Origin of the sequence: Phenylobacterium deserti, from assembly GCF_003254705.1 — a bacterium.
Taxonomy (GTDB): domain Bacteria; phylum Pseudomonadota; class Alphaproteobacteria; order Caulobacterales; family Caulobacteraceae; genus Phenylobacterium; species Phenylobacterium deserti.
The window spans coordinates 1,105,418-1,127,081 of record NZ_QFYR01000001.1 but is presented as its reverse complement, the minus strand read 5'-3'; the positions used below and the strand labels follow the sequence as shown (position 1 = coordinate 1,127,081).

Sequence of the window (21,664 nt, the reverse complement as noted above, 5' to 3'; positions counted from 1 at the left end):
CAGCCGGGTTTCCCCTTACCGCCGCTGAGGCAGGGCGGCCGGTTCGCGTTAGGATCCTGGGCCGTGCTGAGCCCATACGAACCGAGGCACACCCGATTTGTGCCGGATTCGACGGGTGCAGCAAAAGTGTCATTTGCAGCAAGCGTCACCATGACGCAGGGCGCGGGGCGGCGGGTTTTCAGCCGACGCCCTGCACGCTCTTGAGCGTTTCGGCGAGCAGCTTGCCCTCGACGCCGCGGTTGGAGCCGGCGCGCCAGGCGACCACCACTTCGCGCGCCGGGTGCTCGGCCGAGATCGGCCGCACGGTGATGGGAGCGGCTTCCGCCAAGCCCGCCTGAACGGCCATGCGCGGCAGGAAGGTCACGCCGAGGCCCGATCCCACCATCTGCACCAGGGTCGGCAGGGAGGTGGCGGCGAAGGCCTCCTCGTCGGGAGCGGTCTTCTGCGGCTTCAATCCACAGGCGGCCAGGGCGTGCTCGCGCAGGCAATGGCCGTCCTCCAGCAGGATCAGGCCTTCGGCCTCCATGTCCTCGGGACTGGCCGAGGCCTGGCTGGCCAGCCGGTGGCCGGCGGGCATGGCGGCCAAAAGCTCATCGTCAGCCACATGGGCCCAGTTAAGACCGTGCATGTCGTAGGGCCGCGCGATCAGGGCCGCGTCCAGCTGGCCGGCCTTGAGCGCCGAGATCAGCCGCTGGGTCAGGTCCTCGCGCAGGAACAGCCGCAGCTTGGGGAAGCGCTCGCGCAGGGCCGGGAGGGCGCGGGGCAGCAAAAAGGGCGCGATCGTCGGAATGACGCCCAGGCGGAAGCGGCCGGTCAGCGGCTGGCCGGCGTTCTTGGCCGCCTCCACCAGCTCCTCGGCCTCGTTGAGGATGACGGTGGCGCGGCGCAGGGCCTCCTCGCCGACGGCGGTGAGGATCACGCCCGAGCGCGCCCGATCGACCACCGCGGCGCCGAGCGTGCGCTCCAGCTCCTGGATGCCGGCCGACAGGGTGGGCTGGGTGACGTGGGCGGCCTCGGCGGCGCGGCCGAAGCTGCCGTGCTGGGCGAGGAGCTTGAGGTACTGGAGCTGTCGAAGGGTTGGGAGCATGCTGGTCCAGATATGGAGGCGATCTATCGGGACCGCAAAACCTATTGATTGAGCGGACCGCGGTCCTGAGGCGTTTTGAACGCAGAACCAAAAACAAAAGCGGAGGAAGCCATGTCCATCGAGCGTCACCCCCTGACCGACCTGGCCGAGCAGCTGCCGGCCTACGCCCGCGACCTCGCCCTGAACCTGAACAGCTTGGCGGAAGAGACCACCCTGAACGAGGTTCAGAAGTGGGGCTGCTTCGTCGCCAGCGCCCATGCCGGCGGCGTCCGGCCGGTGATCGCCGCCACGGAGGCGGCGGCGCGCAAGGCGGGGCTGTCGCAGCAGATCATCGACTGCGCCAAGTCGGCGGCGGCGATCAGCACCATGAACAACATCTACTATCGTTCGACCCAGCTGCTTTCGAACGGCGAGTACCGCACCCTGCCCTCCAAGCTGCGGATGAGCGCCCTGGCCAGCTGCAGCGCGCCCAAGGCCGACTTCGAACTGTGGAGCGCGGCGGTGTCGGCGATTCACGGCTGCGGCCTTTGCCTGGACAGCCATGAAAGCGAGCTGCGCCGGCATGGCGCGCCCGCGGCCATCCTGCAGGCAGCCCTGCGCATCGCCGCCGTGATGACGGCGGTCTCGCGCGTGGCGGTGGCGGAAGGTTGCGGCGAGCCGCAGGGCTACGGCGAAGCGCCGCTGACCCGCGTGGCCTGAAGACAAGCCGGCCAACCCGGCTCAGCCGGTGTCGCGGCGGGCTTCGAAGAAATCGTCCCAGCCCTCGTCGCAGGGGCTGGGCGGCCAGCCGCGCCGGGCGTTGATCCGCGCGTTGGGCGACAGGCCGGCGAGCGCCGGATCGTCAGCCGGCGTCCAGCCGGGCGGCGGAGCGTCAGGTGCGTTTTGCGGCGCCGGATCGTCGGACGGCGCGGCGTCACCTGAGCCTTCTTCCGCTTCCAGCTCGTCCACGCCCAGGGACTCGCGGATCTGCTCGATCAGCTCCGGCATCTGGCGGGCGAGGAAACCCTCTTCCTGGCTCAGGGCCTCGGCCGCCGCGGCGGCGGCCAGGTCCCAGTCGGGGAACTCGTCTTCGGACGGGTCGACCTCGTTCCACACGAGGCTCACGGCGGCGCGATAGACCTCGCGCCGGCGCTGCTCGCGCTTCTGGTCGGCCTGAGCCCGGTCGGCGGCTTCGCGCAGGTGGGCGTCACGGGCGAGCCTGGCTTCCAGCGCCAAGCTCTGGCGCACCGAGCGCGACACCCGCTGAAAGGCCAGGGCCGCCTCGGCGGCCTCGGCCGGGGTTTCCGCCGCCAGCGCCTCGTCGTGCAGCCGCTCGGCGAGGTTCATCCCCCACTCCGCCAGCCGCGCCAGCATGCGGCCATGCCGCTCGCCCATGTCCGTCTGCGGACCCATGAACGAAAAGAGAACACGGGATCAGCCGAAAGGCAAATTTTGGTTGCCCGCTGGGGCTTGGCTGAGGCGCGCCTGCTCACACTTGCGCCGCACCTCCGTCGATGTGCAGCTCGACGCCGGCGATGTAGCTGGCTTCGTCGCTCAGCAGAAAGACGGCCGCGGCCGCGACTTCCTCGGGGCGCGCCATTCGCTTGAGCGGGATCGTCTCGATGATCGCCGTGCGAAACGCCTCCGAGGTGGCCGCCATCATCGCCGTCTCGGTCGGGCCGGGGCTGACCACGTTGACCCGGATGCCGCGGGGCGCAAGCTCGACCGTCCACGTTCGCGCGTAGGACCGAACGGCCGCCTTCGTCGCACTGTAGGCGCCGCGCTCCGGGATACCGATCGAACCGGCGATCGAACCGATCAGCACCACCGAAGCGCCGTCGCCCATGATCGGCAGTGCGGCCTGCATCCCGAGCACTTGCCCGCGCACATTGACGGCGAAATGCCGATCGAAATGTTCCGGAGTTTCTTCGACGAGGAGCGCGGGTTCGGAAAGGCCTGCGTTCAAGACCAGCGCGTCGATGCGCCCGTGAGCTTGTTGGACAGCCCCTACGGCTGTCGCCAGATCCTCCGCGATCGCAGCATCGGCGACGAGACCGACCGCGCCCCAACCGACCTGCTGCGCCGCCTTTTCCGTCTCATCCGCATCGCGCCCGGTCAGGAAAACGCTTGCGCCCTCCGCCGCCAGCCGCTGGGCGGTGGCAAGGCCGATGCCTTTCGCGCCGCCCACCACCAGCGCCACCTTGTTCTGCATGCGAGCCATCGTAGCGTCCTCTGTTCAACGATGGCGATCTAGATATACGGGGTATATCTGCTATCAAGAACGCACTTTGAGTAGCGTAGATATGGCTGACGATACCGACCTCGCGACCTTGTCCGCCCGGGCGCTCTCCAACATGGAGGTGGTGCGCCCGGTGCTGGATAAGATCGCCGACAAGTGGACGATCCTGATCCTGACCGTCCTCTGCCCCGAGCCGGCGCGCTTCAACGAGATCAAGCGGCGGCTCGACGGGGTCACGCACAAGGCGCTGGCGGACGCGTTGAAGCGTCTGGAGCGCAACGGACTGGTGACACGGACCGTCCTGCCCACGGCGCCCATCGGCGTGGAGTACGCGATCACCCCGCTCGGACATTCCCTGCGTCAGCCCTTCGAGGCGCTTTGCTCTTGGGCGCTCGAGCACGGAGAAGCGATCGCGGCGGCCTCGTCGGCCTACGACCAGGCGAAAGAAGTCTAGCGCCTGCTTCGAGCGCCTGCCCTGGGTCGTGGAGCGTCAGCCATCGGTGGGGAGCGGCTGTTCGATAGGTCTGCTTGTCGGCGCGGTCTCAAGAGCTGCCTTCGAGCTGAGCCCCGTCCTGGTGAGAGGACGCCCCGGCGCCAGGCCCGCCGCCCCGGACCCGATCGCGGCCAACGACGACCACAAACAGCACCATCGACAGCATCGCCAGCACCGAGCCGGCGATCACCGTGACCTCGCCGCGCTTGTGGAGCTCCGATCCCGCTGGCGAGGTTAGCAGCAGCGCCAGCCCGCCAGCCATCGCCGGCGGGCCCAGGGCGCCTGCAATCGCCTGCACCCAGCGCAGCCGCCCGGACGCGCCCCGCTGGCTTCGGTGATAGAGGCCGTAGATCGCCATTGTCACCCATCCCACGAGGTTGAGGTGCGCATGCGCCGGCGCCAGCGTGAAGTCCTGCACGGCCGCCATGTAGAAGCCCATCGCCATGCCGGTCAGGGCCATCAGCGCGGCGGCGATGAGACAGGTCTTTCCCAGGTTCATGTCTCAGTCCGCCTTCGGCAGTCCACGCCCGGCGGCGAGCGATGACAGATCGGCCAGCGAGATCGGGTGCACCAGCGGATCGGCATGCCGATGGACCAGCTTCCACCCATCGCCTTGCCGCTGGAACACCTGGGTGACGCGCAGCGACCAGTCCTGGTTCGGCAGGCCATGCACCTCGCCATCGTTCCGTTCGACGTAGACCAGCACCACCATGTCCTTGCTGGCATAGGTCTGGTCGATCTCAAGCCGCGCCGTCCCATTGCGGAAGTTCTTCGCCAGCTTCGCGAGCTTCTCCTCGGTGGGGTTGAAGCCGTGGCTGGTCGCTCCGCCAAACGGCTCCATCAATGTGAAGCCGTCGCCGATGCCGACCAGCGCATTCCACTCCCGCATGCGGCCGGCGTTGAAGAGTTGCGCCTGCCGTTCGGCGCGGGCGATCAACTGCTCTACGGCGCGGTCCAACGGCTCGGCAGCCTGCGCCGTCTTGGCGCAGAACGGCAGAAGCAGCGTCATCGCCAGACTGACGCGGCGGGAGAAGCAGCGGCCGGCAGGACGTCCGGCCTGAATCGACGTGGTGTTCATCTGGAAGGTCCCTGCTCAGAGGTGAGCGGCCCAACCATCCCCTTCGCCAGCTGCTGAAGCCAGTGATACGATTTCACGCCTATGCTGAACCAAATTGATCTATCCCGTACGGACCTGAACCTGCTCGTGCTGTTCGAGGCCGTCATGCGTGAGCGCCATGTCGGCCGTGCGGCCGGGGCGCTGAACCTGACGGCTTCGGCCGTCAGCCACGGCCTCAGACGCCTCCGTCTGCTGCTGGGCGACCCCTTGTTCCTGAAGACGCCGCGCGGCGTGGTGCCGACCCAACGCGCGGAGGAGCTGGCGCCCGGCATCGCCGAGGCCTTGGCCCGTGTGCGCAGCGTGGTCGCAAGCCGCGAGCCGTTCGACCCGGCCCGCTCAACTCGCCGCTTCCGTATCGGCGCCCCCGACGCCGTCTCTTCGGTGCTGCTGCCGCCGTTGCTCGCCGAACTCGCCAGGCAGGCTCCAGGCGTCGACATCGGCCTGCGCCAGTTGTTGCCAAAGGCGGGCGAGACGACGATGGCGCTGGGGTGGAGGGACTCCCTGCTCGCGCTCGAAGCGCGCGAGATGGATGTCGCCATCCTGCCGTTCCACGAAGTCCCCGCCCGCTTTATCAGCCTCGACCTCTTCTCCGAGGATTTCGTCGTCGCCGCCCGGGTCGGCCATCCGTATCTGCGCCGACCTGATCTCGAGCACTACTGCCGCCAGCAACACCTCGTCGTCTCCCAAGGCGGCGATCCGCGGGGTTTCGTCGATGATCTGCTGGAGCGGCAGGGGCTGGCACGTCGCGTTGCGCTCACGGCGCCGAACTTCATGTCGGCGTTGGCGGTGCTGGCCGACACCGACTTGATCTCTGCGCTGCCGCGCCGCTTCGTCGACATGCACGGCGCCAGATACGGCGTGGCCAGCGTAGCCGCGCCATTCGCCTTCCCGACCTATGCCGTCAGCCTCATCGTGCCGCGCGTCGCCATGATGGACGCGGGGGTTTCCTGGCTGGCGAGCATGCTGAGCACCCTCGTCCCGAAGGGCGCGGAGGGCGATGGAGAACGGCTCTGAGCCAGAACCCGCGAGCTCGGTTGGAGCGCTCCTGGGGTCGGACTGGCGGCCGCGCGGCGCGCATGGGCGGCGAACGGGTGGCCTCGGTTCAGCTTTCATCCGAAGCTGTCAGCGCAGCGGCGCAGTAACAGGCGGCGAGGGGTTCAAGATGGACAAGAACAACGGTGTGCCCTTCGCGCTCGCAGTCTGCGGCGGCGTCATACTCGGCGCGGTGATCGACAACATGTTCGTTGGCCTGGTGCTCGGATTCCTGCTGGGCTTCGGTGTCATCGGGTGGAAGCGCCGAGGTTCCTGACCTGAGCTCGGCATGCGCCCAAGTCCGCTCGCCCAGCCTGGCTGACGCTCAGCAGGGCGACGTCTGTTGGCGCGCTTTGCAAACCAAATGGCGCGCTCCGTAAATGTGGGATTTCGCGGCGGCCCTACCCTGCATCCATCAACGCCGCCGGCCCTCGGCGGCCGGCTTGAAGATGGAGCAGGCAGCCATGAACAACCTCATCAAAGACGCCCGTCACATTCCGGTGGACGAGGCCAGAACGACGATCTCGGTCAGTCCCGTCACCCTTGAGGCGCCTGAGCGGGCGCTGCCGCTGGAACTGCGCATCACGGGACCGATAACGGGCGACGCGCTGCCGATCGTGCTGCTGTCGCACGGCCATGGTCCGTCCTTCTACATTCCGTCGAAGGACGGGTACGGGCCGCTGGTGAACTTCTATGCCGAACGCGGCTTCGTGGTGATCCAGCCGACGCATCTGAACTCGAAGGTCGCCGGCCTGCCGGCGGATGCCGAGGGCGGCCCGCTGTTCTGGCGCTCGCGTCCCCTGGACATGAGCCTGATCCTGGATCGGCTCGACGAGATCGAGGCATTGGCGCCGGCCTTCAAGGGCCGCCTCGATCGGAGCAAGGTCGCGGTGGTCGGCCACTCGATGGGCGGGCACACGGCGGGCATGCTGCTTGGCGCGCGGCTCACCGAGCCTAAGGACGACGGGGCGAAGGACGTCAACCTGCTGGACCCCCGCATCAAGGTGGGCGTGCTGCTCACCGCGCCGGGCAACGGCGGCGACAGCCTGACCGAGGAGGTGGCGGCCAAGTATGGCTTCTTCAACGCCGACTTCTCGCACATGACCACGCGGACCCTGGTGGTGGTCGGCAGCGACGACGCCTCACCCCATCTGACCGTGCGAGGGCCGGCGTGGCACGCCGACGCCTTTCACGACAGCCCCGGGGCGGACGCGCTGATGACGGTGCTGGGCGGCAAGCATGGACTTGGCGGCATTTCCAGCTACGACGCCCGGGAGACCGACGACGAGGATCCCGAGCGGCTCGAGACCGTGCTGCGCATGACGTGGGCCTATCTTCGCTCCGCCCTGGATGACGACAGCCGCGCCTGGACGGCCGCCCGCGAGGCCCTGCACACTCACGTCTCGGCCCAGGCGCGGGTGGACCTGCGCTAGCGGACCCGGAGCCCTGGCTGTCCGGAGGCGGATGGCCAGGGCCGGGCGGCCCCAAGGAGAGGGAAGACCGCACATGACGCCCGTGATCGACCGGGGCCGGTTTCCGCCGACGCTTTGGCGAGCCATGCGCGGCGCCGGCCTGGAGCCGGCCAAGGTGCTGCGCATGGCGGGCTTGCCGTCGAGCTTGCACCTGGACGCCTCGGCCTTGCTCTGCACGGCGCAACTGTTCGCGATCTGGAACGCCGCCGAGGCCATCGCGGAAGAGCCGGACCTGGCCTTGCGCATTCTCCAGGCCGCGGATCGGGCTGGCCACCAGCCGGCGTTCATCGCGGCGCTCTATGCCTCGGACTTTCGGGACGCCATCGGGCGGATCGAGCGCTTCAAGCGGATGGGGGCCTGCGAAGTCTTCCGGACCGAAGAGGCGTCGGGCCTGTGGTCGATCACCAAGGATTGGCCGTTCGCGACCGAGGCCGAGCCCGCCGTCTCGATCGACCTCAGCTTCATGTTCCTGCTGGAACTCGGGCGGCGGGGCACGGGCAGGCGCATCACCCCGGCGCGGGTGGAGTATCGTCGTCCAGGTCCCGCGAGCGCCGAGCTGGAAGACTACTACGGCGCGCCGATCGTCTGGGGCGCCTTGCGCAACGCCATGTTCTTCCACGTCAGCGACCTGGCGGCGCCGTTCCCGGGTCACAGCCCTGAGTTTCTCGAGCTCGTCACGCCGGGCCTGGCCGCGGCCTTCGCGGAGCTCCAGGAGGGCCAGGAGATAGCCGAACGCGTGAAGGCGGTGCTCAAGCGCTCGCTGGCGAGCGGCCGTCCGGAGGTCGCGCACGTCGCCCGCGACCTGGGGATGAGCGAGCGGACGCTGCAGCGGCGGATCACCGATGAAGCCACGACCTTCCGGGCGCTGCTCGCCGATGCGCGGCGCGAGCTGAGCGAGCAATTGCTCGCCGACCCGGCCATCCATATCGACGAGGTGACCTACCTGCTCGGCTACCAGGACACGACGTCCTTCTACCGCGCCTTCAAGGAGTGGGCCGGCGTCTCGCCTGGGGAATGGCGGGCGGGGATCGCGGCCGAGCCCGCCGCGCAGGCTCACATGCACTGACAACCTGGCGCTCGTTTCGGCGGGCTGTTAGCGCTAACATCGTTCTTCGGGCCTCAACAGCAGCAGCCGGTCGGAGCGATGTCGGAGCAGAGCATCAACGGTCTTGCCGTCCATCCCTTGCGCGCACGGGTGCTGGAGGAAATCCATGCGCGGCCGTTTGCGGCGATCGCTGCGCCCTGCCGGGTGCTGCATTTCGCGTTCCTGTCGGACGGCGGCGAGGACGAGCGGGAGGCCCTGGGCGCCTGGCTGGGCGCCTGGCTGGGCGCTGACGGCCCGGGGGACGAGGCGCGACATTTCCAGGCGACGGTGGGGGGGCGCACCTTCCAATGGGAGCGACACGGAGAGTTCACCGCCTACACCTTCGAGCTGGCCGCCGGGGCGCCGCCGCTCTGGCCCGCGGGCCTGCCGCAGCCGGGCCTGCTGTTGGTGGCGGTGCAGCTTGATCTTGGCGCGCCGGAGGAGCTGGCCCTGGCAGGTGGGGGCGCTCGCACGGCCTTGGCGGATGGGCGCGCCCTGGCCGCATCGAGCTTCCGACCGAACGCCGACGGGTTCGTCGAGATCGGCGTGACCGACCGGGGGCTTGTCGAGGGCGAGGCCGGACCGCTGATCCAGCGCATCCTGGAGGTCGAGACCTATCGCACCCTGGCCCTCTTAGGATTGCCGGAGGCGCAGCGCCACGGGCCGACGATCCGCCGGATCGAGACCGAACTGCCCGGCGTGATCGAGGCGATCCGCACCGGCGACCTGCAGGAAAGCCAGGCGCTGCTGGACCGGCTGTCGGAACTGTCGGCGGACCTGGAAGCGGGCAGCGCGGCGGCGGCCTATCGGTTCGGCGCGACGCGGGCCTATGCCGAGCTGATGCGCCTGCGGCTCGAGGCGCTGCACGAGAGCGCGGTCGACGGCGCGCCGACGTGGTCCGCCTTTTTCGCGCGGCGGCTGAACCCGGCCATGCGGACCTGCCTGTCGACGGAGGAGCGGCAAAGCAACTTGTCGCGCAAGCTGACACGGGCCGCACAGCTGCTGCGGACGAAAGTGGAAGTCACCCTGCAGAGCCAGAACCGCGACCTGCTGCGGGCGATGAACCGCCGCGCGCGCCTGCAGTTGCAGCTGCAGCAGACGGTCGAAGGGCTCTCGGTCGCGGCGATCAGCTACTACGTGGCGAGCCTGGCCCACCTCGGCCTGGAAGGCGCGCATGCGATCTGGCCGTGGATCGATCCGAATGTCGGGACGGCGATCGCCGTGCCCTTCATCATCGCCGCCGTCTGGCTGACCGTGGCGCGCGTTCGCAAGGCGCACAAGCCGGAGGGCTGAGCCGACCGCGCCTCTTCTTGTTCTTGGTCTAGCCAATTGCTAGCAGTGGTCAGATCACATGTTCTGCGTGATCCAGCCCGCCGCGGATTGCGGAAGACACAAGAAACGAACGCCGGCGCCTGATGAGCCGTCCGGCGGCAGGGGACGGACAAGATGATCAGGATCTCCACCGGGCTCGCCGCCCTGGCTCTGGCGATGGCGCTGAGCACGGCAGCCAGCGCCTGCGAGACGGCCGTGTCGATCTGCGAAAAGCCGATGCGCGGGTCGTTCAGCCTGGTGCGCAGCGGCGCCCCGGCGGCGGTGCTGGCCGACGCTGGCGCAGACACCGCGGTCCGGCACGTGGCCGACGCCTTCGCCGCCGACCTGCAGCGGGTGAGCGGCCGCGCCGCCGTCCGCCTGACCGATCCGGCCCAGGCCAAGGGCGAGCTGGTGATCGTCGGCGTGCTGGGCCAGAGCCCGATCATCGACGGACTGGTCGCCTCGGGGAAGCTGAAGGCGGACGACATCTCCGGCCAGTGGGAAGCGTTCCGGCAGATCGTGGTGGAGCGGCCGTTCCCCAACGTGCCGCGGGCATTGGTGGTGGTGGGCGCCGATCGCCGCGGGGCGGTGTTCGGGACCTATGACCTGTCGGAGAAGATGGGCGTCTCGCCCTGGCACTGGTTCGCCGACGCGCCGGTCGCCGCGCGCAAGAACCTTTATGTGACCGCCGGCGCACGCCGCGACCAGCCGAAGGTCAAATACCGCGGCTTCTTCATCAACGACGAGGCGCCCGCCCTGACCACCTGGGCCGAGAAGCACTTCGGCGGGGCCAATTCGAAGATGTACGCCCACGTCTTCGAGCTGCTGCTGCGGATGAAGGGCAACTATCTGTGGCCGGCGATGTGGCCGCCGCGGGCGTTCAACGATGACGATCCGCAGAACATGATCCTGGCCGACGCCATGGGCGTGGTCATGGGCACTTCGCACCACGAACCGCTGACGCGGGCGCACGACGAGTGGCACCGCAACAAGGAAGGCGGCGTCACCGGCGGCAAGTGGGACTATTCGACCAACGCCGAGAACCTGCGCACCTTCTGGCGCGGCGGCATGGAGCGGATGATGTCCAAGCCGGGCCCGGGCGGCTACGAAGCCGTGGTCACGGTGGGCATGCGCGGCGACGGCGACGAGGCCATGGCCGAGGGCACCGCCACCCAGCTGCTGGAGACCATCGTCGCCGACCAGCGCAAGATCATCGCCGAGGTCACCGGCAAGCCCGCCGACCAGACGCCGCAGATCTGGGCGCTCTACAAGGAAGTGCAGGACTACTACGACCACGGCATGAAGGTGCCGGACGACGTCACCCTGCTGTTCGCCGACGACAATTGGGGCCAGATCCGCCGCCTGCCGACGAGCGATCTCGACCGCAAGGGCGGCTACGGCGTCTACTATCACTTCGACTACGTGGGGGCGCCGCGGAACTACAAGTGGCTGAACACGGTCCAGATCGAGAAGACCTGGCAGCAGATGGACCTCGCCTACCAGCGCGGGGCCAAGGCGCTGTGGATCGTCAACGTCGGCGACATCAAGCCGGTGGAGTTCCCGCTCGAGTTCTTCATGGACCAGGCCTGGAACCCCGAGGTCATGACGCCGGAGGCGGTCACCCGCTATCCGACGCAATGGGCGGGCCAGGTGTTCGGCCAGAGCCGGGGCGCGGAAATCGGCGAGCTGATCACCCGCTACAGCAAGTATGCGGCGCGCCGTAAGCCGGAGCTGATCGACGCGGGGAGCTTCCGCCTGGGCGAGGCGGCCGGCGAGGTGCTGGACGGCGGCGAGTTCGGCCAGATGGTCGCCGAATGGGACGCGCTGGAGCGCGACATGCTGCGGGTGAAAGCGGGCCTGCCGGCGCAGTACCGGGACGCCTACCTGCAGCTGGTGGAGCACCCGGTCGCCGCCATGGCGAACCTCTACCGCCTGTACTACGCCGTGGCCTGGAACCGGCGGCTGGCGGGGTCGAAGGACCCGCGGGCCAACATCTTCGCCGACCGCGCGGAGGACGCCTTCAAGCGGGACCAGGCGCTGTCCGACGCCTACCACAGGGCCAATGGCGGCAAGTGGGACGGCATGATGACCCAGACCCACATCGGCTACACCATCTGGCAGCAGCCCGAGACCAACATCATGCCGCGGGTGGAGCGGGTGGCTGCGACGGGTCCGGCCAAGCCGATCGTGTTCGCCAAGCCCGAGGCGCACGCCCCGGCCGGGGTGATCGCCATCGAGGCGGTGGACTTCAGCCGCACGGTGGACGGCGCGGGCCTGGGCTGGCGGGCGATCCCGCACCTTGGCCGCACGGCGGGATCGGTGACGGCCCTGCCGCAGGGCCGGGCGCCCACCACCGAAAAGGACGCGGTGCGGGTGGAATACGACGTCACCACCACCCAAGGCGGCGACCTGACGGTGCAGCTCTATCTGTCGCCGACGCTGGACACCACGGGGCGCAACTCCCAACGGATCGGGGTGTCGATCGACGACCGGCCGATGGAGGTGCTGATCGACAAGCTGCTGCCGGCGCCGACCTCCACCACCCTGCAGGAGCAGCAGGCCTGGAACGAGGCGGTGCAGGACAACGCCCGGATGATCGAGACCGCCTTCGCCGACGTGAAGCCGGGCAAGCACGTGATCAAGATCTGGCGGCTGGACGACAATGTGGTGGTGCAGAAAATCGTCGCCGCCACTGCGCCGATCCCGCTGACTTACCTGGGCCCGCCGGCCCAGGCGCGGCGGTAAGGGCTACGGCCTTCTCCCCTCGCGGGAGAGGGCCGGCTCAGGCGCGCAGGATCTTGGCCATCGGCTTGCCCTTGGCCAGCTCGTCGATGAGCTTGTCGAGGTAGCGGATCTCTCGCATCAGCGGGTCGGCGACCTCCTCGACGCGGACGCCGCAGACCACGCCGGTGATCTGGGCGCGGGCCGGGTTCATCGGCGCCTGGGCGAAGAAGGTCTGGAAGTCCGTGCCCTGGTCGAGGTGCCCCTGCAGTTGCTCCGGGCTGAAGCCGGTCAGCCACAGGATGATCTCGTCCACCTCGGCCCGGGTCCGCCCCTTGCGCTCCGCCTTGGTGACATAGAGCGGATAAACGCTGGAAACGGCCGTGGCGTAGATCCGATGGGTCATGGGCGGGCGGTCCGTTCCGGGTCTGCAGCCCAGGATAGCACCGTTCTCCGGGCGGGCGCCTATATCCAGGCTGGCGGTTTTCTTCCCGCCCGATCTTGGAGGCGACAATGAAGGTCCAGGGTTTCACCATCGCAGACGCCACGTTCGAGCGCTCGCCCGGCTTCGATGGCGAGGTTTTCGCGGGCAACCTGGTGGACGAGCGGCACGGCGGAGCGATCACGGTCGGGTATGGCCGCTATGGCCCCAACGAGAGCCTTCCGGAAACCCTGGCGGTGGACGACGTGATGATCGTCCTGGAGGGGCGGCTGACGGTGACCAGCGGAGCCGGCACGGTGACGGCGGGGCCGGGCGGGATCATCTACATGCCCAGGGGCGAGCAGGTGACCATTCGCTCGCATGACGAAGGCGCGGTGACGGCCTATGTCACTCATCCGCATTGGCGTGAGGCGCGCAACTAGGCGCGCCGGACGCTCAGCGCTTCTTGCCGAGCTCGGCAGCGATGTCCTTGGTGAGGCGGCCCACCTTGCGATGGGCGGCGGTGATCTGCTCGCGCGTCACCCCCCAGCGCTTCATCCAGTACTCGACGGCCTGACGCTCGGAGAGGTCGAGGCGCTCCTTGTCGATGAAGCCGCGCTTGTCCTTGAGGCCGGCCATTACTTCTTCATCCACGGCTTGGACGCGCCGGCGGACATGCTGGCGGCAGAACGCGGGCTGAACTTGCCGGCGTCGGGCGCCTTGCGGCGCGCGTCCTGGGCGGCCTTCTTCATGCGCAGGGCGCGCTGCATGGCCGTTTCGGTCGCCGGGTCTTCGGATTGATCGCTCATGAGGCCACCCTAGCACAGGGCGGGGCGGCGATCAGCGGCGCAGACCGGCCGAGCGTAGGGCGCCGTCGATCACCTGGCGCACGTCGTCGGAAACGTGTGGGGAGACCGCGGCCAGGACGCTGTCGCCCAGGGCGGCCGAGGTGGCGTGCGGCGAGCTTGCGCTCTTGGCGGCGGCTTCGGGCGAGCCGTTCGTCCAAGCTTCCCCCGCTGCGGCGGGCGCCAAGCCCCAGAAGCGGGCGATCTCCAGGGTGGAGGACACCCCCGCCTCAAGGACGAAGGGGGCTGCGGCGCCCAGAGGGTCCTCGCCCGAGGCGGCTATAGGCGCGCCGTGCCCGAGGCCGGCCAGGAGGTTCAGCTCGACCCGCGGCTCGCCGTCCGAGCCGCACCAGGTGGAACGCGCCCAGCCGGGTCGAGCCTGGACCTGATCGGGCTGTTCGGAAAGGCCATGGACCGCCGCCCATTGGCGAGCCAGGGCGCGGCCGTTGTCGCTGGTCACGGTGGCGTCGGCCTGGCCGTGCCAGACGGTGAGCCGAGGCGTGTTGGATGTGCGAGGCGCGGCTTTGCCGACCAACTCCGCAAGCTGCGCGGCCGAAAGCGGCGTCGCTCGGTGCATCAGGCTGACGGCTTCCTGCACGTTGGATGACAGGCCGAACGGAAGACCGGCCACGACGGCACCCGCCGCGAAGGTTTCGGGATAGACCGCCAGCAGGACAGCCGCCATGGCGCCGCCCGCCGACAAGCCGGTGACGAACACCCGCGCCGGGTCGAGGCCATGGGCGCGCACCATGTGCTGGATCATGGCGTGAATGGAGGCCGCCTCGCCCTGACCGCGGGTGATGTCGCCCGGTTCGAACCAGTTGAAGCAGCGGTTGGGATTGTTGCCGGAGGCCTGCTCCGGCGCCAGGACCGCAAAGCCCAGGCGATCGGCCAAGGCCAGCCAGCCGGTGGACGCCGCAAAGGGACCGGCGCGTTGGGTGCAGCCGTGCAGCACCACCACAAGCGGCGCCCCCGCAGCCAGGTCAGTGGGCGTGTAGGCGAGCATCCGCAGGGCGCCGGGGTTGAAGCCGAAGCCCCGCACCTCGGTCATGCCGCCGTCGCCGGCCGTGTCGCCCTGGGTTCGCGTCGCCGCGCGAGCGCGAGCCAGACGCGCAATGGTTTCACCGAAAGCCGGCATGGGTACTGTCCTCGAAGGCGGCCGCAACAGGCGGCGTGCTGATAATGCTGCATTGCAGCATTCGCTGCCTAGCGGCGCAAATAAGGCAGGCGCTCAGTTGTCCTGCAGCCCGGCGAGAAATGTCGACCCATCAGCGGTGATCTCCCAACCCTCGCGCGTACGGCGGGCGAGGCCGAGTTCGGTCAGCACACGTGCGTCCGCGATGTTCACGAACGGCACGGCGTCGCCGAGCTTCTTGCGGGCAAGATTGCGCAGGGCCTGCTGCTGGTTGTCGGTCAGCTGCGGCATCGCGAGGTCAGGACTTCTTGTGAGCCGGCGCAAAGGCCGGGGCGACCGCAGGCTTGGGCTTCTCCTGCTTGGGCTTGCGGGTTTCGCGGTTGGATCGTTTCTGGCCCTTGGCCATGGCGTCTGCGGTCCTTTCGACCGGGGTGGGCCCCAGAGCGGCGCCCGAGCGGCTATTGCCCGCCGCTGAGAGGGTTGGGCGCGGCGGCCGCACGAGCGGCAGAGCGGCCATGAAGGCGTTCAACGACCTGGCGCAGGCGCTCGAGTTCGGCAGACAGGTCGACCACCTCGGTTTGAAGCTGGGCGTTGCGCTGGCGCAGGTAGGTGTTTTCGCGAGTGACGGCGTCCAGCGCCGCAGCGGTGGAGGTCACCGGCGGCTGCCCGCGAACAGGCGGAAGGCGACGGGCGCCGCGAGCGCGCCCAGCACGCAGGCGGCGGAGACTGCAAACAGCGCGGACATGTTTTCTCGGGAGATGCAGGGGCCGCATCGCACAGGATCAACCGCTTCTCGCGGCACACGTGCGACGGCGCCTAGACTTCAGGTGGGGAGCCGGCGGCGAAATAGGAAGGACCGCCCATCGGATCTCCCCGCCGCGGCGTCAGATTCTCGCTTCAGGCGCCAGGCCATAGGCGCGCTTGGCGCTCTCGGTGAGGCCGACTTCGGCCCAGGCGTTGTCGCCGTCCCATTGGTGAACCTGGCCGCACTTGCAGCGGAAGGACCGCGGCGGGAAGCGTTGGGACAGGTCGATGTCCTGGGTGCGGTGGCCAGTGGCGACCACGCCGGCGCCGGCGGGACAGTTGATCAGAATTCGAGCCATGGAAGACCAACGTGGTCCGACCATTTACGTTTCACCGGCCAGGCAATTCAGCCTCATCGGCGTGAAGATCTGACGCTGCAAACTGGATTTCAGAACAGCAGAGCCCAATCCGGGCGCTTTTACTTCCCTGTCGGGGCGGCGTTGCGGATGGCGGCGATGCGCCAGGCGCCGGAATGGCGCTGCACCACAAGGGTCGCCCACATACGGCGCACGGCCCCGTCGAGCGCGGTGACGGTGTATGGGCCGTCAGCCAGGGCGATGTCGGGCGACAGGAACCGAACGGTTTCCACCGCGATACGGCGCGTTCCGGGCTCGCGACCGGAGGAGGCCAGGGCGCCGGGAACGATGGCGTCACGGCCGCGGCGCCATTCGCCGGAGGTGGTGTGCTGGTCCGCGTCGGGCGTGAACAGGGCGCCGATAGCGGCCGGGTCCTTGAGGTCGCGGGCCTGGACGTAGCGCCCAACGAGGTCGCGGATGGCGGTCTCGTCGGCCGGGGTCTGGGCCTGCGCCGGGGCGGCGAGAAGAAGCAGGGCGGCGGCGGCGATGCGAAACACCGGAAACCTCCTGCTCCCTTCTCAGGGCCCTTAAACCCGCAGCGGCATCAGGATGTACTGGACGTCCGGATCCACCGGATCGAGCACTAGGGCGGGATCGTTCGGGCCGCCGAAGCGCATTTCGGCGGTCTCGCCGCTGATCTGGTCGGTGATGTCCAACAGGTAGCGGGCGTTGAAGGACAGCTCGAAGGGATCGCCGTCGTAGTCGATCTCCAGCTCTTCCACCGCCTGGCCGGCTTCCATGTTGCGGACGGTGAGCACCACGCGCCCGGCCTCGATGGCCATGCGCACCGAGCGGCTCTTTTCTGCCGAGATGGTCGCCACCCGGTCCACCGCCTTGGCGAACAGCTTGGCGTCCAGCATGACGATGCGGGTGTTGTCCTTGGGGATCACCCGGCTGTAGTCGGGGAAGTTGCCGTCGATGACCTTGGAGGTCAGGGCGGCGTCCCGCAGCTCGAAGCGGACCTTCTGGGGGCTGATGGCCAGGTCCACGGCTTCGCCAGCGTCGTCCAGCAGGCGGCGGGCCTCGTTCACCGTCTTGCGCGGCACGATCACGCCGGGAGCGCCCACCGCGCCTTCCGGAGCCGGCATCTCGGCGAGGGCCAAGCGCGAGCCGTCGGTGGCCACGGCGCGCAGGCGCGGGGCGCCGCCTTCGCTCTGCACCGTGTGGAGGAACAGGCCGTTGAGGTAGTAGCGGGTCTCCTCCGCCGAGATGGCGAAGCGGGTCTTGTCGATCAGGCGGATCAGGTCGGTGACGTCGACGCTCATGCGGCCGGACAGGCCCTCGGAGCTCATCACCGGGAAGTCGCCGGCCGGCAGCACCGGCAGGTTGAAGCGCGAGCGGCCCGCCTGGACGGTGAGGCGCGGATCCTCGCCCGTGAAGCTCAGGGACACGTCGGCGCCCTCGGGCAGCTTGCGCACGATCTCGTAAAGGGTGTGCGCCGGGGCGGTGATCTGGCCCGGCTGGTCGACCTGGGCGAAGGCCTGGTCGATGATTTCCATGTCGAGGTCCGTGGCCGAGAAGACCAGGCGGTCACGCTCGGCGCTGAGCAGCACGTTCGACAGGATGGGAATGGTGTTGCGGCGCTCCACCGCGCTTTGCACGTGCCCCAGCGCCTTCAGCAGCGCCGCCCGCTCGATCGTCAGCTTCATGTCTCGTCCCAGCTATCCGCGCCACGCAGCCAGCGCGGCCCACCCCGACTGAAGGGACCTGCGACATTAGACATTTTCGAGGGGGTTGGAAGAGGGGGAAACGCGTCCTCTCCCCGGCAGGTGGGGAGAGGACGCGGAGCTTACGCGCGCGTGTCGAAGGCGCCGCCTTGCGCATCATCTTCGGTCCCGGCGGAGGCGGCGTAGGGGTTGGCGGCGCCGTCGCCGGCCGGAGCGGCCTGGCCGGGCTGCTTGGCGGCGACGACCACCATGGCCGGACGCACGAGGCGGCCCAGCAGCTCGTAGCCGGGCTGCAGAACCTGGATCACCGCGCCGGGCGCCACGTCGGAGCCGGGCTGCTCCATCATGGCCTGGTGCTTGTGGGGGTCGAATTTCTCGCCCTTGGGGGGGTCGATCTTCTTGAGGCCGTTGCGCTCGAAGGCGCCCAGCAGCTCCTTTTCGGTCATCTGCACGCCGACCACGAAGTTCTTCACCACCGGATCGGCGTCGTCGGACGGGGCGGCGGCGGTGGCCCGCGCCAGGTTGTCGGCGGCGCCCAGGAGGTCGCGCGCGAACTTCTGGATGGCGTAGGCGCGGGCGTCGTTGGCCTCGCGCTCGGCGCGTCGCTTGGTGTTCTCGATCTCGGCGGCGTAGCGGAGCACCTGCTCGCGCAGGCCGGCGGCCTCGGCCCGCAGGGCCTCAAGTTGATCCGATCCGGCGTCACCGGCCGTGGTCCCGATGTTCTCGTCGGCCGGGAAGTTGTCTTCGGACATGGGTCTTTTCGAACCTTCTTAAGTGTTCATCACCTGGCCAAGCACGCGGGCGGTGTAGTCCACCAACGGAATGACCCGGGCATAGTTCAGACGGGCCGGGCCGATCACGCCGATCGCGCCCAGCACGCGCTGCGAGCCCGTCATATAGGGTGCGGCGATCACAGCGGAACCCGAAAGCGAGAACAGCCGCGTCTCCGCGCCGATGAAGATGCGCACGCCCTCGCCTTCGCGCACCCCGTCGAGGAGCTGGATCAGCTGCTCCTTCTGCTCGAGATCGTCGAACAGGGAGCGGACGCGCTCCAGGTCGGCGAGGGCCTGGGCGTCCTCCAGCAGGTTGGCCCGGCCGCGGACGATCAGGGCGCGCTCGTCGCCGTCGCCGCCGCTCCAGGCGGCCATGCCGTCCTCCACCAGGCGGGCGGCGGTCTGGTTGAGCTCGCTGCGGGCGCGCTCCAGCTCGGCGGTAAGCGCGGCGCGGGCTTCGGCCAGGGGGCGGCCGCGCAGACGGGCGTTCAGGAAGTTGGAGGCCTCCTGCAGGGCCGAAGGAGTGACGCCCGGCGGCAGGCGGATCAGCCGGTTCTCCACCGTGCCGTCGTCGAACACCATGATGGCCAGGGTCCGCTCTGCGTCGAGGCTGACGAACTCCACGTGCTTGACCCCGGCGTCGCGCACGGGGGTGACCACGACGCCCGCGCCGCCGGCCAGGCCCGACAGGATGGCGGTGGCCTCGTTGAGGGCGTCCTCGTAGTTGCGGCCGTGAGCGCGCAGGCGGGCTTCGATGGTGCGCCGCTCGTCCTCGCCGACGTCGCCCACTTCCAGCAGGCCGTCGACGAACAGGCGCAACCCCGCGTGGGTCGGCAGGCGCCCGGCGCTGACGTGGGGCGCGCCCAGCAGGCCGAGGTGCGTCAGGTCCTGCATTGTGTTGCGGATGGAGGCCGGCGACAGGGTCAGGCCGGTCTTGGACAGGGTCCGCGAGCCCACCGGCTCGCCCGTCTCAAGATAGCTCTCCACGATGCGACGGAAGATGTCGCGCGCACGTTCGTCGAGTTCGGCGAGCGAGGGCCCGCGGGCGAAAAAGGGACTGCTCACGTGCTCACGGGATGTTGGAGCCTGAGATACGCTCTTGTGTGCGCCCATGGACTGGACTTGTGCGATCTAGGATAAGCGCGGCCTTCCGTGGCGCAAGACGCCTGACTGTCCCTTGGAGTTCCCGCCCATGCGCCCGTCCGAACGCGCCCCCGACATTCTGCGCCCCGTGACGCTGGAGACCGGCGTGAACCGTTATGCCGAGGGCTCGTGCCTGGTGAGCTTCGGCCACACCAAGGTGCTGGTCACCGCCAGCGTCGAGGAAAGCGTGCCGCCGTTCCTGCGCGGCCGCGGCCAGGGCTGGGTCACCGCCGAGTACGGCATGCTGCCACGCGCCACGCACACCCGCGGCCGACGGGAAGCTGCCCAGGGCAAGCAGTCGGGGCGGACCCAGGAGATCCAGCGGCTGATCGGCCGCTCCATGCGCGCCGTGGTGGACATGAAGGCGCTGGGCGAGCGGCAGATCTCGCTGGACTGCGACGTGATCCAGGCCGACGGCGGCACCCGCACCGCGGCGATCACCGGCGCCTGGGTGGCCCTGAAGCTGGCTGCCAACTACCTGCGCGAAGAGGGCCTGCTGACGGTGGACCCGATCCTGGACCAGGTGGCGGCGGTGAGCTGCGGGGTGTTCTCCGGCACGCCGGTGCTGGACCTGGACTACGAGGAAGACTCCAACGCCGAGGCGGACAGCAACTTCGTGCTGACCGGCAAGGGCGACATCGTCGAGATCCAGGCGACGGGCGAGAAGCGCGGCTTCTCCCAGGCCGAGTTCGAGGCGCTGTTCAGCCTGGCCCGCAAGGGCATCGGCGAGCTGTGCGAGCTGCAGCGCCAGGCGACGGGCGGCTGAGGGCCGGGCGGTGGCGGAGCAGGCCTTTCTGATCCGCCTTTCCGGCGCCCGGCAACACCTGATGGACCCCGACGTGGTGCAGGCCCATGTGGCCTGGCTGCGGGCGCTGGACGAGGCCGGCCGGCTGCTGCTGGCGGGCACGCTGGAAGGCGGCGGAGCGATGGTGGCGATCTTGGCCATCGACCGGCTGGAGGCCGACAAGATCGCTGACGCCGATCCTTTCGCCCAGGCGGGGGTCTATGCCGAACGCACCGTGCTGCGGCTGTCGCTGGCGACCGCGGAGAACGAGTACCTGCTGCGGCTGGCGCAGGGCCGGCTGGCTTAAGCGGGACGCGCTATTCCTCGTCGTCGTCGCCGAGCGGCTCGTCGGAGGCGCCGGCCTCGTAGACCAGGAGATCGCCGGGCTGGCAGTCGAGCTCGCGGCACAGGGCCGACAGGGTGGTGAAGCGGATCGCGCGGGCCTTGCCGGTCTTGAGGATCGACAAGTTGGCGATGGTCACGCCCACGCGGTCGGCGAGCTCCGTCAGCGACATGCGCCGCTCCAGCAGCACGCGGTCGAGGTTCACGCAGATCGGCATGGTTGCGGCCGGGCCCTTCTCAGATCGTCAGTTCGGCTTCGCGGCGCAGGCGGGCGCCTTCGCGGAAGATCTCGGCGAGCACGAACACCACAAGGACCGAGAACCAGGCGGTGAGGCTGAAGTTGGGCTCGGAGTCCTGCGCCTCCGACAGCACCCAGCGGGTCACCGCCCAGACGAGATAGCGGCCAAGCTCCAAACCCGCGAGCATGACCCCGGCCAGGCGCAGGAGCTTGACGTTGTCCGGGTGGAAGGGATCGCCGGCGGTCAGGCTGGTGAAGATGCGGCGCAGGCAGCCGGTGATCACCAGGATGCCAGCCAGGTAGAGCGCGCCGGCGAACAGGCCGCCCGCCAGCACCGGCACCGGGTTGTCGATCGGCGCGCCTTCGGTGGAGATGTTGATGTTCTGCAGGAACTCGGGATTGAAGCTGAGCAGCAGCAACAGCACCGTCAGGATCGCGACCCCGCCGACGCCCACCCAGAGGGCCGCATAGACCACATCCAGGATGATCTTCAGGAAACTGGAAACCGAGCCTGGGCCCAGAGCGCGCATCGATATCTCCCCCACCCCATCCGATCGATAGGACGGCCCCCGGGCGCGATCAAATGAACTCGGCGCAAGGCTTGCGGGAACTTTGCCCATG

At 69.1% G+C, this 21,664-nt stretch carries 30 protein-coding genes; 11 read left to right on the top strand and 19 right to left on the bottom strand.

The features are described from left to right. Positions 1 to 178: 178 nt before the first annotated feature. A complete protein-coding gene (locus DJ018_RS05625; protein WP_111513872.1) occupies positions 179 to 1,087 on the bottom strand; it encodes a hydrogen peroxide-inducible genes activator in 909 nt (302 codons plus the stop codon). 111 nt (positions 1,088 to 1,198) lie between these two features. On the opposite strand from DJ018_RS05625, the gene DJ018_RS05620 reads away from it, so the two are divergent. Then, the gene (locus DJ018_RS05620; RefSeq protein WP_111513871.1) at positions 1,199 to 1,786 is read left to right on the top strand and encodes a carboxymuconolactone decarboxylase family protein; all 588 of its coding nucleotides are present in this window, start codon (positions 1,199 to 1,201) and stop codon (positions 1,784 to 1,786) included. A 21-nt stretch (positions 1,787 to 1,807) separates the two neighbouring features. On the opposite strand, the gene DJ018_RS05615 is transcribed toward DJ018_RS05620, so the two are convergent. Together DJ018_RS05615 and DJ018_RS05610 are read right to left on the bottom strand one after the other, a co-directional pair. After that, the gene (locus DJ018_RS05615; RefSeq protein WP_165842802.1) at positions 1,808 to 2,479 is read right to left on the bottom strand and encodes a hypothetical protein; all 672 of its coding nucleotides are present in this window, start codon (positions 2,477 to 2,479) and stop codon (positions 1,808 to 1,810) included. A gap of 76 nt (positions 2,480 to 2,555) precedes the next feature. Continuing rightward, complete coding sequence (locus DJ018_RS05610) at positions 2,556 to 3,278, bottom strand: SDR family NAD(P)-dependent oxidoreductase (RefSeq protein WP_205853711.1); 723 nt, start codon at positions 3,276 to 3,278, stop codon at positions 2,556 to 2,558. 91 nt (positions 3,279 to 3,369) lie between these two features. Between DJ018_RS05610 and DJ018_RS05605 the strand changes: the two genes are divergently transcribed. Continuing rightward, positions 3,370 to 3,759: a winged helix-turn-helix transcriptional regulator gene (locus tag DJ018_RS05605; protein ID WP_111513868.1), complete on the top strand. Its 390-nt coding sequence runs from the start codon at positions 3,370 to 3,372 to the stop codon at positions 3,757 to 3,759. Positions 3,760 to 3,847: 88 nt separating this feature from the next. Here DJ018_RS05605 and DJ018_RS05600 read toward each other — a convergent pair whose 3' ends face one another. Further along, positions 3,848 to 4,297, bottom strand: a complete 450-nt coding sequence (locus tag DJ018_RS05600) for a hypothetical protein (protein WP_111513867.1) — start codon at positions 4,295 to 4,297, stop codon at positions 3,848 to 3,850. A 3-nt stretch (positions 4,298 to 4,300) separates the two neighbouring features. Then, the gene (locus tag DJ018_RS05595) at positions 4,301 to 4,876 is read right to left on the bottom strand and encodes a nuclear transport factor 2 family protein (RefSeq protein ID WP_111513866.1); all 576 of its coding nucleotides are present in this window, start codon (positions 4,874 to 4,876) and stop codon (positions 4,301 to 4,303) included. Between the two features lie 81 nt (positions 4,877 to 4,957). Between DJ018_RS05595 and DJ018_RS05590 the strand changes: the two genes are divergently transcribed. The 6 genes from DJ018_RS05590 (at position 4,958) to DJ018_RS05570 (ending at position 12,559) form a co-directional block, all read left to right on the top strand. Continuing rightward, positions 4,958 to 5,929 (top strand): LysR family transcriptional regulator, encoded by a 972-nt coding sequence (locus DJ018_RS05590; protein ID WP_111513865.1) that lies wholly within the window; start codon positions 4,958 to 4,960, stop codon positions 5,927 to 5,929. Between the two features lie 148 nt (positions 5,930 to 6,077). Then, a complete protein-coding gene (locus tag DJ018_RS19105) occupies positions 6,078 to 6,224 on the top strand; it encodes a hypothetical protein (RefSeq protein ID WP_165842801.1) in 147 nt (48 codons plus the stop codon). Between the two features lie 187 nt (positions 6,225 to 6,411). Next, positions 6,412 to 7,380 carry an alpha/beta hydrolase family protein gene (locus tag DJ018_RS05585; RefSeq protein ID WP_111513864.1) on the top strand — a complete coding sequence of 323 codons (969 nt, stop codon included), beginning with the start codon at positions 6,412 to 6,414 and terminating at the stop codon, positions 7,378 to 7,380. Between the two features lie 73 nt (positions 7,381 to 7,453). Continuing rightward, complete coding sequence (locus DJ018_RS05580; RefSeq protein ID WP_111513863.1) at positions 7,454 to 8,485, top strand: AraC family transcriptional regulator; 1,032 nt, start codon at positions 7,454 to 7,456, stop codon at positions 8,483 to 8,485. A gap of 78 nt (positions 8,486 to 8,563) precedes the next feature. Then, positions 8,564 to 9,796: a DUF3422 family protein gene (locus tag DJ018_RS05575; protein WP_111513862.1), complete on the top strand. Its 1,233-nt coding sequence runs from the start codon at positions 8,564 to 8,566 to the stop codon at positions 9,794 to 9,796. 153 nt (positions 9,797 to 9,949) lie between these two features. Further along, entirely contained in the window at positions 9,950 to 12,559 is a 2,610-nt protein-coding gene (locus DJ018_RS05570) for a glycosyl hydrolase 115 family protein (protein WP_111513861.1), read from the top strand. A gap of 37 nt (positions 12,560 to 12,596) precedes the next feature. Here DJ018_RS05570 and DJ018_RS05565 read toward each other — a convergent pair whose 3' ends face one another. After that, complete coding sequence (locus DJ018_RS05565; protein WP_111513860.1) at positions 12,597 to 12,941, bottom strand: DUF2200 domain-containing protein; 345 nt, start codon at positions 12,939 to 12,941, stop codon at positions 12,597 to 12,599. Between the two features lie 107 nt (positions 12,942 to 13,048). Here DJ018_RS05565 and DJ018_RS05560 point away from each other — a divergent pair, with 107 nt between their 5' ends. Next, the gene (locus tag DJ018_RS05560; protein ID WP_111513859.1) at positions 13,049 to 13,399 is read left to right on the top strand and encodes an AraC family ligand binding domain-containing protein; all 351 of its coding nucleotides are present in this window, start codon (positions 13,049 to 13,051) and stop codon (positions 13,397 to 13,399) included. 13 nt (positions 13,400 to 13,412) lie between these two features. Here DJ018_RS05560 and DJ018_RS05555 read toward each other — a convergent pair whose 3' ends face one another. The 11 genes from DJ018_RS05555 to hrcA form a co-directional block, all read right to left on the bottom strand. Next, the gene (locus DJ018_RS05555) at positions 13,413 to 13,595 is read right to left on the bottom strand and encodes a DUF3606 domain-containing protein (RefSeq protein ID WP_111513858.1); all 183 of its coding nucleotides are present in this window, start codon (positions 13,593 to 13,595) and stop codon (positions 13,413 to 13,415) included. Then, a complete protein-coding gene (locus tag DJ018_RS19100) occupies positions 13,595 to 13,765 on the bottom strand; it encodes a hypothetical protein (protein ID WP_165842800.1) in 171 nt (56 codons plus the stop codon). The genes DJ018_RS05555 and DJ018_RS19100 overlap by 1 nt, the downstream gene beginning before the upstream one ends. Before the next feature lie 31 nt (positions 13,766 to 13,796). Further along, positions 13,797 to 14,939 (bottom strand): extracellular catalytic domain type 1 short-chain-length polyhydroxyalkanoate depolymerase, encoded by a 1,143-nt coding sequence (locus DJ018_RS05550; RefSeq protein ID WP_111513857.1) that lies wholly within the window; start codon positions 14,937 to 14,939, stop codon positions 13,797 to 13,799. Positions 14,940 to 15,032: 93 nt separating this feature from the next. After that, positions 15,033 to 15,227: a hypothetical protein gene (locus DJ018_RS05545; RefSeq protein ID WP_111513856.1), complete on the bottom strand. Its 195-nt coding sequence runs from the start codon at positions 15,225 to 15,227 to the stop codon at positions 15,033 to 15,035. A gap of 7 nt (positions 15,228 to 15,234) precedes the next feature. Further along, entirely contained in the window at positions 15,235 to 15,342 is a 108-nt protein-coding gene (locus DJ018_RS19375) for a hypothetical protein (protein ID WP_240609459.1), read from the bottom strand. 52 nt (positions 15,343 to 15,394) lie between these two features. Then, positions 15,395 to 15,592 (bottom strand): coiled-coil domain-containing protein, encoded by a 198-nt coding sequence (locus tag DJ018_RS05540; RefSeq protein ID WP_111513855.1) that lies wholly within the window; start codon positions 15,590 to 15,592, stop codon positions 15,395 to 15,397. Between the two features lie 228 nt (positions 15,593 to 15,820). Next, the gene (locus tag DJ018_RS05535; protein WP_111513854.1) at positions 15,821 to 16,039 is read right to left on the bottom strand and encodes a hypothetical protein; all 219 of its coding nucleotides are present in this window, start codon (positions 16,037 to 16,039) and stop codon (positions 15,821 to 15,823) included. Positions 16,040 to 16,158: 119 nt separating this feature from the next. Further along, entirely contained in the window at positions 16,159 to 16,593 is a 435-nt protein-coding gene (locus DJ018_RS05530; RefSeq protein WP_111513853.1) for an SgcJ/EcaC family oxidoreductase, read from the bottom strand. Between the two features lie 30 nt (positions 16,594 to 16,623). Beyond that, positions 16,624 to 17,745, bottom strand: coding sequence for a DNA polymerase III subunit beta (dnaN, locus tag DJ018_RS05525; RefSeq protein ID WP_111513852.1), 1,122 nt, complete (start codon positions 17,743 to 17,745; stop codon positions 16,624 to 16,626). A 140-nt stretch (positions 17,746 to 17,885) separates the two neighbouring features. After that, positions 17,886 to 18,515, bottom strand: a complete 630-nt coding sequence (gene grpE / locus DJ018_RS05520; RefSeq protein ID WP_111513851.1) for a nucleotide exchange factor GrpE — start codon at positions 18,513 to 18,515, stop codon at positions 17,886 to 17,888. A gap of 18 nt (positions 18,516 to 18,533) precedes the next feature. After that, positions 18,534 to 19,649: a heat-inducible transcriptional repressor HrcA gene (gene hrcA / locus DJ018_RS05515; protein ID WP_111513850.1), complete on the bottom strand. Its 1,116-nt coding sequence runs from the start codon at positions 19,647 to 19,649 to the stop codon at positions 18,534 to 18,536. Positions 19,650 to 19,728: 79 nt separating this feature from the next. On the opposite strand from hrcA, the gene rph reads away from it, so the two are divergent. After that, positions 19,729 to 20,445, top strand: coding sequence for a ribonuclease PH (gene rph / locus DJ018_RS05510; RefSeq protein WP_111513849.1), 717 nt, complete (start codon positions 19,729 to 19,731; stop codon positions 20,443 to 20,445). 10 nt (positions 20,446 to 20,455) lie between these two features. Continuing rightward, a complete protein-coding gene (locus tag DJ018_RS05505; RefSeq protein WP_111513848.1) occupies positions 20,456 to 20,770 on the top strand; it encodes a YciI family protein in 315 nt (104 codons plus the stop codon). Between the two features lie 10 nt (positions 20,771 to 20,780). On the opposite strand, the gene DJ018_RS05500 is transcribed toward DJ018_RS05505, so the two are convergent. Next, on the bottom strand, positions 20,781 to 21,023 hold the full coding sequence (locus DJ018_RS05500) for a helix-turn-helix domain-containing protein (protein ID WP_111513847.1): 243 nt from the start codon (positions 21,021 to 21,023) through the stop codon (positions 20,781 to 20,783). Positions 21,024 to 21,042: 19 nt separating this feature from the next. Beyond that, a complete protein-coding gene (locus DJ018_RS05495) occupies positions 21,043 to 21,573 on the bottom strand; it encodes a DUF2975 domain-containing protein (protein WP_111513846.1) in 531 nt (176 codons plus the stop codon). Positions 21,574 to 21,664 lie beyond the last annotated feature (91 nt).